The 10,912-nt window shown below is 47.6% G+C and carries 11 protein-coding genes and 1 tRNA gene; 1 reads left to right on the top strand and 11 read right to left on the bottom strand.

Going from position 1 to position 10,912, the window contains the following annotated elements; genetic code table 11:
- Window positions 1–37 precede the first annotated feature (37 nt).
- Window positions 38–113: transfer RNA gene (locus tag BMY78_RS05515), tRNA-Ala, on the bottom strand.
- Window positions 114–294: 181 nt separating this feature from the next.
- Window positions 295–762 (bottom strand): transcriptional regulator NrdR, encoded by a 468-nt coding sequence (gene nrdR, locus BMY78_RS05510; RefSeq protein ID WP_090895424.1) that lies wholly within the window; start codon window positions 760–762, stop codon window positions 295–297.
- 114 nt (window positions 763–876) lie between these two features.
- On the opposite strand from nrdR, the gene BMY78_RS05505 reads away from it, so the two are divergent.
- Window positions 877–1,098 (top strand): alpha/beta-type small acid-soluble spore protein, encoded by a 222-nt coding sequence (locus BMY78_RS05505; RefSeq protein ID WP_017689472.1) that lies wholly within the window; start codon window positions 877–879, stop codon window positions 1,096–1,098.
- A 107-nt stretch (window positions 1,099–1,205) separates the two neighbouring features.
- Here the strand turns inward: BMY78_RS05505 and BMY78_RS05500 are convergent, their stop codons facing one another.
- From BMY78_RS05500 to BMY78_RS05460, 9 genes are all read right to left on the bottom strand, one after another.
- Window positions 1,206–1,769: a lytic transglycosylase domain-containing protein gene (locus BMY78_RS05500; protein WP_090895420.1), complete on the bottom strand. Its 564-nt coding sequence runs from the start codon at window positions 1,767–1,769 to the stop codon at window positions 1,206–1,208.
- Window positions 1,766–2,362: a dephospho-CoA kinase gene (gene coaE, locus BMY78_RS05495; protein WP_090895418.1), complete on the bottom strand. Its 597-nt coding sequence runs from the start codon at window positions 2,360–2,362 to the stop codon at window positions 1,766–1,768. The genes BMY78_RS05500 and coaE overlap by 4 nt, the downstream gene beginning before the upstream one ends.
- Window positions 2,363–2,372: 10 nt before the next feature.
- On the bottom strand, window positions 2,373–3,146 hold the full coding sequence (locus BMY78_RS05490; protein ID WP_177185663.1) for a manganese efflux pump: 774 nt from the start codon (window positions 3,144–3,146) through the stop codon (window positions 2,373–2,375).
- A gap of 154 nt (window positions 3,147–3,300) precedes the next feature.
- On the bottom strand, window positions 3,301–4,131 hold the full coding sequence (gene mutM / locus BMY78_RS05485; RefSeq protein WP_090895415.1) for a DNA-formamidopyrimidine glycosylase: 831 nt from the start codon (window positions 4,129–4,131) through the stop codon (window positions 3,301–3,303).
- Between the two features lie 116 nt (window positions 4,132–4,247).
- The gene (polA, locus tag BMY78_RS05480) at window positions 4,248–6,902 is read right to left on the bottom strand and encodes a DNA polymerase I (RefSeq protein ID WP_090895413.1); all 2,655 of its coding nucleotides are present in this window, start codon (window positions 6,900–6,902) and stop codon (window positions 4,248–4,250) included.
- A 218-nt stretch (window positions 6,903–7,120) separates the two neighbouring features.
- The gene (phoU, locus tag BMY78_RS05475; protein WP_090895411.1) at window positions 7,121–7,780 is read right to left on the bottom strand and encodes a phosphate signaling complex protein PhoU; all 660 of its coding nucleotides are present in this window, start codon (window positions 7,778–7,780) and stop codon (window positions 7,121–7,123) included.
- A 63-nt stretch (window positions 7,781–7,843) separates the two neighbouring features.
- Complete coding sequence (gene pstB, locus BMY78_RS05470; RefSeq protein WP_063568101.1) at window positions 7,844–8,599, bottom strand: phosphate ABC transporter ATP-binding protein PstB; 756 nt, start codon at window positions 8,597–8,599, stop codon at window positions 7,844–7,846.
- A gap of 218 nt (window positions 8,600–8,817) precedes the next feature.
- Complete coding sequence (locus BMY78_RS05465) at window positions 8,818–10,011, bottom strand: methyl-accepting chemotaxis protein (protein WP_090895410.1); 1,194 nt, start codon at window positions 10,009–10,011, stop codon at window positions 8,818–8,820.
- 152 nt (window positions 10,012–10,163) lie between these two features.
- A complete protein-coding gene (locus BMY78_RS05460) occupies window positions 10,164–10,892 on the bottom strand; it encodes a response regulator transcription factor (RefSeq protein ID WP_053783546.1) in 729 nt (242 codons plus the stop codon).
- Window positions 10,893–10,912: the final 20 nt, after the last annotated feature.

The raw sequence follows: 10,912 nt of genomic DNA, 5'->3' as shown, positions 1-10,912 counted from the left end.
AAACGCAGTTCCGAAGAACTGCGCGCATTTACTATTTTGGTGGAGCCTAGGGGGATCGAACCCCTGACCTCATCGCTGCCAGCGATGCGCTCTCCCAGCTGAGCTAAGGCCCCAGAATTATGAGTGAAACAAGTTGTCCAACTCTGCAATGCTCCGCAGGCGACTCCTATATCATATAAAATACAGCTTTTGCTGTCAACCATTTTTTTACCAACCAAAATGATTGGAGAAGAACAACCTTTTACCTGGAACACATGACCGTAACCCAGAATGCTCTTCTCCTTTTCCGCTCCATTACTCCTCGATGTCTTCTTTGGACAAAAGAGATTTCAGTTCTTTCATGAACATATTGATGTCTTTGAATTGACGGTACACTGAAGCGAAGCGAACATAGGCTACTTCATCCACTGGAAACAGCTGTTCCATCAGCAGTTCACCAATCTGACGGCTCTCGACTTCAGCATCGGCTGTATTCCGCAGAGCTTTTTCTGTCTCGGATACCATCATCTCCAGCGTTTCTACCGACACCGGCCGTTTTTCGCAAGCTCGAATCAGACCACGGAGAATCTTGTCTCTGCTGAACTCTTCCCGGCTGCCATCTTTCTTAATAACGATCAACGGTGTTTCTTCAATCATCTCAAAGGTTGTAAATCTTCGGGCACACTGCTCACACTCACGGCGACGACGAATCGATTTCGCTTCGTTGGCCGGACGTGAATCAAGCACTTTGGTACCCATATAACCGCAATAAGGACACTTCAAATCAGATCACTTCCCACGTTTGACTTTTTACCACAAATTCCCTTAAGCATTTAGTTATGAAAATCGTATTGCCGACACATAATACTTTTACCAACCGCGAGGAGGTGAACAGCAATGGCACAAAGCAATGGTAACTCCAACAACCTGGTGGTAACTAAAGCTTCCGCAGCTCTCGAGCAAATGAAATATGAAGTTGCTCAAGAACTCGGAATCAGCATCCCACAAGACGGATACCAAGGTAACATGACTTCTTACGAGAACGGTTCGATCGGTGGATACATCACGAAGCGTCTGGTAACAATTGCAGAACAGCAATTGGCAGGTCAATACCAATAATATCTGCATCGTAATACGGTACACAGAGGAGCATGGAGCGGCCGGTGAATAACCGGTCTGCTCGGTGCTTCTACTTATTTTAGACCACGAATCCAGAGCGTCTTAACTTAGAACGTATTATAGATCTTTACATATTGATTATAATAATAAATGACGCGTTGTACATAGTGCCGGGTTTCACCAAACGGAATATCTTTGACCGTCTCGAAAGAGCCGTCCCATACGCCATCCCTTAGCCATGAGTTCACTTTACCTGGACCTGCATTGTAAGCAGCAATCATAGCCGCTTCATTCCCGTCAAATTGATCGGACAGATTACGTAGATACCAGGTACCCAACTGGATATTTCTTTCAGGCTCGTGCTTCAATTCTTCCAGTGAGGTGCCCGGAATTTTCGCTTGCTCCATAATCCAGTTTGCGGTGTCTGGCATCAGCTGCATTAACCCGATGGCACCTCTTTTGGATTCCTTGCTTGTCTTAAAATTGGTCTCCACCTTGATGATGGAAGCTATGAGAAACGGATCAACCTCATAACTCTGAGACTGGGCCCTAATCTCTTCCTTATAATGAATCGGATAGAACCATGACATCCAATTGGTATTTAGGAACAGCACCAATACAAAAGACACAAACATCAACAACAATATTCGTTTCTTACGCAGCAATCTCATAATAAGCCCTTACGATGCAAAAATGAAATGATTTGCTGCTCCGTCTCTGACCACAAGCCGCTGTTATCAATAATCACGTCAGCTCGCTGCTTCTTCTCTTCAATATCCATCTGCACGTCTATCCGGCCATCTGCCTGGTCTGCCGTCATTCCATCCCGGCTCATCAGTCGTTCCCGTTGCACAGACCTCGGGACATAGACAACCATCACTTCTTCGAAGCCATCCTCCAGCCCTGACTCGTACAACAATGGAATATCCGATACGACCAGCTTGTCCGGATGTTCAAGCTCATACAGAGCAGCTCGCTCACGCATTTCCTTGCGGATCGCAGGATGTGTAATAGCCTCCAGTGCCTTACGTTCCTCTGGATTCTGAAACACAATACTGCCCAGCTTTTTCCGATCCAGTGTTCCGTCCTCATTCAATATGGCTTGTCCGAACCGCTGAACAGCCGCAGCCAAAACGGGATGCCCGGGCAGCATTACTTCCCGGGCAATAACATCTGCATCAATGAGCAACGCTCCCTTACTGGCGAGAAAGGCGGACACACTGCTTTTGCCTGTCGCGATCCCGCCGGTTAAGCCAATATTCATTTATTTCACCTCACAACAACTTCATTATTCCCATAAACATTAATAAAAGCGCAGGTAATACAGATAATCTTCGCATCCAACGCAGAGCAGCAAAGCGTAATCCAACCTTCATACCTAGTGACAGAAAAGCCCCGCTAAACAATGCAATAACTAATGCTGTCCACAAAGTCGGGAATCCCAATAATGCTGCCCCTAATCCTGCACCAAAAGCATCCAGAGAAAGAGCTATACCAAGCCACATCGCTTCTTGGACGGATATACTGCCCGAGTTATCCATATCCGCCTTCGAGGGGCTACGCAGGATTTGAATAACCACACCGAGCTTCCGCAGTTCAAGTGTAAAGACCATTCGTTCCAGCGATCCTCCAGGAGCAGATGGCTCAAGCTCCAGCGCGAGCACCTGATTTCTGCCCTTCGACTGAACTTCTTGTGAGGCTTGCGTACTACTGCGGATTGTTCCTGCTCCTGTTCCCTCACCCACTCCATTGTCCGTTTCCAGCTGTTCCTTGCCCCGTTTTCGAATAAGTTGCAGCAACGACCATGCGCCAATACCGATCAAAATAACCGCTCCGACAATCGAAGCCACGTCCGGAGATACGACATGTGACAGAAGCACACCTACTTGCATGGATAATGCAATAACCAGACCCGAACAGATGGAAATGACGACAATGGATAACAGCGGAATTTTAGTTCTCCGCAGCCCATATGTAATCCCGACTCCAAAACCATCTAAACTAAGCGCCAAAGCAAGCGCCAGTAATGAAATAAAATGATGCAGCACCCCGGATTCCTCCCCTGTGCGGAACTCGCTCCAACTGGCGACTGCCAGTATGGGTATACGCCCGCTTATTTCTGCCATATCAGTATATGGAGGGAGGAATCCAAGGGTGCTACAATTTGACGATTTCGTTCATGCTGCCAGAGCCATCACCGATTTAGAGCAGCGGTTGACACTTCGGACAGTAATGCGTGCCTCTACCGCCCACTACAATCTTCTCGATTAATGTGCCACAAGTCGCACAGGGTTCAGCTTTGCGTCCATATATTTTCAATTGATGCTGGAACATGCCCATCTCACCCTGTCCATTGACATAGGACTTAATGGACGAACCACCTGCATCCACCGCATCCTGCAGCGTAATCACGATCGCTTCATGTAGCACGGTTAACTGGGTTTCGGTCAATGTCTTGGCAATGGTCTCTGGATGAATGCCAGCGCGGAACAAGGCCTCGTCCACATAAATATTCCCGATGCCGACCACATATGCCTGATTTAACAACACGGCTTTAATTTTGGTTGTCCGTTTGCCAACAGCCTCACGGAATGCAGCTACGGTAAACACTGGATCAAGTGGTTCCAGCCCCAGCTTTAACAAAGGTTTGGATACCAGTTCCTCACCTGCATTAAAGAGATGCATTGTACCGAATTGACGGACATCCTTGTAACGTAATTCTGTACCATCGGTAAAGTGAAAAATGACATGGGTATGCTTCTCCACTTCCTCATGTTGTTGGTACACCCCGTATCTTCCTTCCATCCGCAGATGGGAGACAAGCACCAGCCCGTCCAGCAAAATACGCAAAAACTTGCCCCTGCGCTCTACACCAATCACGGTATGTCCCTTAAGTTCCATTGCAAATGCATCTATGTCGTCCGGCCGCTGAATGATCCGCGGCAAGCTAACGGTAACTGAGTCAATGGTCTTGCCAACAATAAGTTGATTCAATGTTCTTCTGACTGTTTCGACTTCCGGTAATTCCGGCATGATGTTCTCACCTCCCCTATATTATAACGGAAGATGGCGCTCAGCGGGACCCCTTCTTATGTCGAAAACAGTTGAAAAATATTTTGTAAAATAACGGAAAACCCGCTTGGGATCTACTATTTAGCCTCGTACCAGTTTTCTCCGTAGCTGACTTCCGCTTTCAGTGGCACTGACAGCTCCAATGCTTTTTCCATCACCGAAGGAACCAGCTCTTTCATCAGTTCCAGCTCATCCGCAGGCACTTCGAATACAAGTTCATCGTGCACCTGTAGCAGCATGCGGCTCTTCAGCTTGCGTTCACGCAGCGCTTCATCCATTTGTACCATGGCAAGCTTGATGATATCTGCCGCAGTTCCCTGGATCGGTGTATTCATCGCTGTCCGTTCCGCAAAGGAACGCAGGTTAAAGTTGCTGGCATTGATTTCTGGCAGATAACGACGACGTTCCAGCAGCGTTTTGACATAACCATCCTGACGGGCTTCCTTCACAATATCATCCATATATCGGCGCACACCCTGGAACACTTCAAAATATTGATCGATAAACTGTGCTGCCTCTTTCCGCGTGATGTGCAGGTTCTGCGAAAGACCGTAATCACTGATGCCGTATACAATCCCGAAGTTAACCGCCTTGGCAGAACGACGCATGTCTCCATCCACCTCTTCTGGCTTCACACCAAACACATCGGAGGCCGTCTTTGTATGGATATCCATGTCCTGGACAAAAGCTTCCTTCAGCCGCTCATCATCTGAAATATGGGCAAGGACGCGCAGTTCAATCTGCGAATAGTCTGCTGCCAAAATGGACCATCCCGGTTCAGAAGGAACAAATACCTTCCGGATTTTACGACCTTCCTCCATCCGAATCGGAATGTTCTGCAAGTTCGGGAACTGGCTGCTCAGACGTCCGGTTGCTGCGATCGTCTGACGGTAATACGTATGCACTTTGCCATCCTTATCCGAAATCTCTTTGAGCAATCCTTCTACATACGTGGACTGCAGCTTGGCAAGTTGACGATATTGCAGAATGTGCTTGACCACATCATTATAAGGAGCCAGCTTCTCCAATACTTCGGCATCCGTAGAGTATCCTGTTTTTGTTTTCTTCACTACAGGCAGACCGAGTTTATCGAATAAAATCTCGCCCAGTTGCTTCGGTGAATTCAGATTGAATTCCGTACCGGAAAGCTTGTAGATTTCCGCCATCAACCTGCTTATATTTTCTTCGAACTCACTACCCAAAGCCTGCAAATCTGCCGTATTAGCCTTAATGCCCTGTTTCTCCATATCAGCAAGAATACGTGATAACGGCATCTCCAGTTCATGGAAAAGAGCGTTCATCTCATTGCTCTCCAGCGCCTGCTCCTGGAGTGGAATAATGGCTGCTACTGCCGCGGCTTTGCGACACAGAAAATCGCCCAGTACATCCGTCTCTGGCACCCTGTATTTTGCACCTTTGCCCATAACCGTATCATCCTCCACGAGGGAAGGCAGACCATACTTCGTGGTCAGGCCGCTGATCGTCTGATTGGATTCGGTTGGATCAAGCAAATAGGCAGCCAATTGCACATCAAAGGACGCTCCAGCAAACTCAATGCCATGCGCATGCAGTGCGAGATCAACACGGTGCAGATCATAACCACGCTTGGGTTGTTCTGCATTGCCCAGCCACTCTCTTACCGGGGCAGCTGCATCAGACTGAAGCAATTCGGGAGATAAGAATGTATAGGTTCCGCCTGAACCAACAGCAAGTCCAATTAGTTTCGCCTGATGCGGATTATCCCCATGTGTCTCCACATGTAGCACATCAATGGATTCGAGTGAACCAAACAGTTCACTAATCGTTTCTTCTGTTGCTATGGAGGATTCTACCACGGCAGCTGGAACGGCTTCCTGTTCAGAAACTACACTTGCGCGGAATGAAAGGCGCTCCAGCAAAGACTTGAATTCGAGCTTGGCCAAAGCCGGACCTGCCAGTTCCTCTTTTAAGCCAGCAAACTGCATATCTTCCCACGTTTGTTCCAATGGAACTTCACGGTGGATCGTGGCAAGCTGCTTACTCATACGTGCATCTTCGGCGTGAGCCTCAATCTTTTCTTTCATTTTTCCCTTTAGCTCACCTGTGCCATTAAGCACTTCCTCAACCGAACCGAACTGGTGCAGCAGTTTCAAAGCCGTTTTCTCTCCGACGCCAGGAATGCCCGGAATATTGTCGGACGTATCACCCATCAGACCTTTGAGGTCAATGATTTGCAACGGGGTCAGACCATAGCGCTCCTTAATCTGAGCAGGATCGTACAGCTCAATCTCGGTTACCCCTTTGCGCGTAAGCCCGATATGCACATGTTCAGATGCAAGCTGCAGCATATCTTTGTCACCCGACACAACGAGAACCTGTCTTCCGGCTTCATCCGCACGTTTCGTTAATGTTCCGATAATGTCATCCGCTTCAAACCCTGCAAGCTCAAACTGGGCTATCCCGAAGCCCTGAAGCAGTTCTTTCAGCAGCGGAAATTGCTCGGACAACTCCGGTGGTGTTTTCTCCCGACCACCTTTATATTCCTGGTAACCTTCGTGCCGGAACGTAACTTTGCCTGCATCAAATGCTACCATCACATGTGTCGGTTTATGCTCTTCCAGCAAGCGCAGCAGCATCGTGGTGAAGCCGTACACCGCATTGGTATGCAAGCCTTTCGAGTTAGTTAGAGGCGGCATTGCAAAAAACGCCCTGTAAATAATGCTATTTCCATCTATAAGAATAAACTTGTCCATTCCAGCACCTCACGTATCGTATGGTCAATCCTTCAATTACATCTACTCTCATGATACCATACACACCTGTTACAACAAAAAAATTAGTCATCTTTATAGATCATAATCTTCCTGCAAAAAAAGAACTCCCTCCGCGGATGGCCTGTTCACAGGCCGCCCGAGAGAAAGTCCCTTCAATTCGTTACGAATAATACCCCAATCCCACTAAAAGCAGTTACCTATTGATTCAAATCAGGGCGTTTTCCTGTTACCAGATACACCGTGCTCTCACCAATGTTTGTTGCGTGGTCACCAATCCGTTCGATGTAACGTCCTACCAACATCAAGAGCATCGCTTGAGAAGCCTTATTTGGATGGTCTGTCATGAACGAGTAGAGGTCACTGATCATATGACTGTACAATTGGTCAACCTGATCATCGGTCTGAGCCATTTTGTAGGCCAGATCGGTATTTTCTTTCAGGAAGGATTCAATGGACTCTTCAATCATGGCTTTCACGATTTCCGCCATTCTTGGTATATCCACAAGCGGTTTAATGAGCTGCTGTCCATCCATGCGAAGGGTCACTTTGGCCACATCCAGCGCAAGGTCACCCATACGCTCCAGGTCACTTGAGATTTTGAAAGCAACGATAATGCGTCGCAGATCCTTCGCTACCGGCTGTTGTGTAATGATGAGCTTGGAACCCAATTCCATAATCTTGTCTTCCAAGGCATTCAGATTCGCATCATTCTTGATGATGACCTGAGCTTTCTCGGCATCCATCGTCTGTAAACTTTCAATAGCACCATCCAACGCTGTGCCTACATGCTCACCCATTTGCCGAAGCAGTGTGCGCAGTTCCTCAAGCTCCTGATCAAATTCTTTTCTGCGAATCATAGATTCCATGTCCTCCTTATCCATCATCTCCGGACACGCCGGGATCGTTCGAACTCAGCTTGCTTATCCGAACCGTCCGGATATATAATCCTCGGTTCTGGAATCCTGCGGTGTGGAGAACAATGTTTCTGTATCCGCCGCCTCCACCACTTCCCCGTTCAGGAAAAATACCGTACGACCCGATACACGTGCAGCTTGGTGCATGTTATGGGTCACCATTACAATCGTGTATTTGTGGTGCAATTCCTTGACCAGTTCCTCAATTTTGAGCGTTGAGATCGGATCAAGTGCAGACGTTGCTTCATCCATCAGCAGTACGTCAGGCTGCACGGCCAAGGCACGTGCAATACAAAGACGCTGCTGTTGTCCGCCAGAGAGACTGAGTGCCGATTTTTTGAGCACATCCTTTACTTCATCCCACAGTGCAGCATGAACAAGACTCTGCTCAACCAAACGATCCAGTTCGGCTTTTTGCGTTACCCCGTGAAGTCGAGGTCCATAGGCCACGTTATCGTAGATGGATTTTGGAAAAGGGTTAGGCTGCTGAAACACCATTCCGACCCGCTTACGCAGCGTTTCCACTTCGATCTCATTGCTATAAATGTCTGAACCGTCCAACATAACTTGTCCTTCCACACGTACGCCTGGAATCATATCATTCATCCGATTCAATGTACGTAGCAAGGTCGATTTACCACAGCCCGACGGACCGATAAATGCGGTAACTGTCTTCTCCGGCAGGTCCATCGATATATTTTTAAGCGCGTGATGCGTATCATAGTATAAATTAAGTCCTTCAATGTGAATGAGGTCCTTCATGGATGTTCACTTCTCCTTCGCGGCAGGGACAACCAGATTCCCTTACGTAGACCGATGCCAATGATTGAACTTGACTCTCGGTCATCTATAATATCCTACCCTCTCATTGTAAAAACAGTATCACTTTCATGTTAACGGAATGTAAAAAGAGACATCTTTCACACCCATGACCCTTCTATCCGATCATTGCGTATGAATGATGCCTATCCTGCCGTCATTTAGTCATCCGCCTGGACCATATCTTCCAGTCTCTCCCGAATGTGCTCTGCCAATTCTCCGGCCGTTTTGCCTTCTACGGCAATATCCTCCGCAATATGGGACATACCCGCTACAGCCGTGTTCAGCTGTTTGAAAGCAGTCCCTCCTTCGTTTACATGAACGGAGCTGTTGTTAATCTCTGCCGCGCTTGCTCTCACCAGTTCCACAGTCTGTCTGGTCAATCCTCCGATATCATCCAGCAAAGAGGACATATTTCCCGCAACCTCACGGGTCTGCTTGGCTAGTGCGCGAATCTCACCAGCGACGACCTGGAAACCTCGTCCGTACTCCCCCGCATGTGCCGCTTCGATGGAAGCATTCATAGCGAGCAGCCCGCTTTGGTCAGCCAATGAACGAATGGAACGTGCCATCCCGGAGCCCATGTCGATAGAGCTCAGCATGTCATCAGCATGCTTCTGCTGACCCTCCATATGCTGATATACACGGTTATAAGAAGCATCAACCTGACTGAGGCTGCTCGCTCCTCGTTCGGACAACTGCATAATTTGAGACGCTTCTTCCCCCGCCTTTCGAGCGGCTTGAACCAGTTTGGTGACGGAGTCGTTGATTCTTGTTATTTCCTGTCTGCTCTGTGTAATAATATGTACACGTTCTTCCGAAGCCACATGCTGCAGCTTACGGGAAAGGGACATCACATCCCTCATCGTCAGCACACCCAGCAATCGGTCTTCTTCCGTAACGATCAAACAATCGTAGAAATATTGCTCACTGCGAGACAAAGCGATGTCAATAATCGCGGTCGCTTCTGCATGCACATCAACAATGACAGGAGAAGAGTCCACTGCGTGTACAACCGGCTTTCGATAGAAAAGATCTGCTGCAAAGCGTCCGTTCAACATCCGGTATAACGTCTCTCGCATCAACAAACCTAATGGCTGCATATGGTCATCACATAATACAATACACGGGTAGTCCTGATCCTGATTGAGCAGGCTTGCCGCTTCCCCACAGGTAGTATGCACGTCAACTACAGGTATTTGACGGCAATAGTTCCGTAAAGAGATTACATTCTCTTTGGTGACCCCAATCTCATCTTCATCTTTTTGTTCTCCCATGGGAGTTACAACTTGTTCCTGTTGCGTATTTATCATTTCTTCGGGCTGGTCGGGCTTCACTTCGAGCAACATGGGCATAAATGCGCAATCTCCTTTACGTATGAGCTCCGTCCTGAGGTGGAATATGTAGGTACAAAGTATCACTCAGACAGCTTCATCCTACTCCCTATACGTAAAGGAAAATATTTGTTTGTGTTAACGGAATGTAAAATAAAACTCCCCGATCATTGTTAACTTGAATGATGGGGAGTTTTTCTTTTTACAACCAATTTATAACCTACACCGCGAATCGAATCAATATGAACTGATTCCGGATCAAGCTCCAACTTTTTCCGCAAGGAACTGACATGAACGTCCACCGTGCGCTGTCCTCCGATATAATCGAAGCCCCAGACCGCATTCATCAGATCATCCCGGGTAAGCACAACACCCGGCTTCTTGGCCAGATAAAGCAGTACTTCAAATTCCTTGGGACGAAGACTGATGGATTGTCCACCCAGTGTCACTTCATATTTCAAAGGATATATCTCAAGCTCTCCCAGAATAATACGGGAACCGTCCTTATCCTCTGGTTGCGGCAAATCTTCACCATTTGAATAACGTCTTAACACCGCATCTACGCGGGCAAGCAATTCGGATACACCAAATGGCTTGGTAATATAATCATCGGCACCTGATTTTAAGCCTTGCACAACTTCGGCTTCACCGTTTTTGGCTGTGAGAATGATGACCGGTGTACTAACACCCTGAATTCGTAACTTGTTCAGAATATCCAGACCATTCATTCCAGGAAGCATCAGATCCAGCAGAATCAGATCAAACTCCTGGGACAACGCCCGATCATAACCTGAAGATCCGTGATCCTCAGCAATAACATCATAGCCCTCTTGTGTCAGGTTGTACGTAAGCAATCTTGATAATGTTGGTTCATCTTCAATAACGAGCAAACGCTGCGCCATGGTACCCCTTCTCTCCTATA

The sequence above is a fragment of the Paenibacillus sp. OK076 genome (assembly GCF_900110055.1).
Lineage (GTDB): Bacteria > Bacillota > Bacilli > Paenibacillales > Paenibacillaceae > Paenibacillus.
This window is presented reverse-complemented; position numbering and strand designations above follow the sequence as displayed.

Bases quoted from the DNA above. Each gene is read 5' to 3' on its own strand.
- polA (WP_090895413.1), bottom strand. From the start codon at position 6,902: ATGGACAAGTTTATTCTTATAGATGGAAATAGCATTATTTACAGGGCG.
- BMY78_RS05460 (WP_053783546.1), bottom strand. From the start codon at position 10,892: ATGGCGCAGCGTTTGCTCGTTATTGAAGATGAACCAACATTATCAAGA.
- pstB (WP_063568101.1), bottom strand. From the start codon at position 8,599: ATGAAGGACCTCATTCACATTGAAGGACTTAATTTATACTATGATACG.
- coaE (WP_090895418.1), bottom strand. From the start codon at position 2,362: ATGAATATTGGCTTAACCGGCGGGATCGCGACAGGCAAAAGCAGTGTG.
- BMY78_RS05465 (WP_090895410.1), bottom strand. From the start codon at position 10,011: ATGCCCATGTTGCTCGAAGTGAAGCCCGACCAGCCCGAAGAAATGATA.
- phoU (WP_090895411.1), bottom strand. From the start codon at position 7,780: ATGATTCGCAGAAAAGAATTTGATCAGGAGCTTGAGGAACTGCGCACA.
- BMY78_RS05505 (WP_017689472.1), top strand. From the start codon at position 877: ATGGCACAAAGCAATGGTAACTCCAACAACCTGGTGGTAACTAAAGCT.
- mutM (WP_090895415.1), bottom strand. From the start codon at position 4,131: ATGCCGGAATTACCGGAAGTCGAAACAGTCAGAAGAACATTGAATCAA.
- BMY78_RS05500 (WP_090895420.1), bottom strand. From the start codon at position 1,769: ATGAGATTGCTGCGTAAGAAACGAATATTGTTGTTGATGTTTGTGTCT.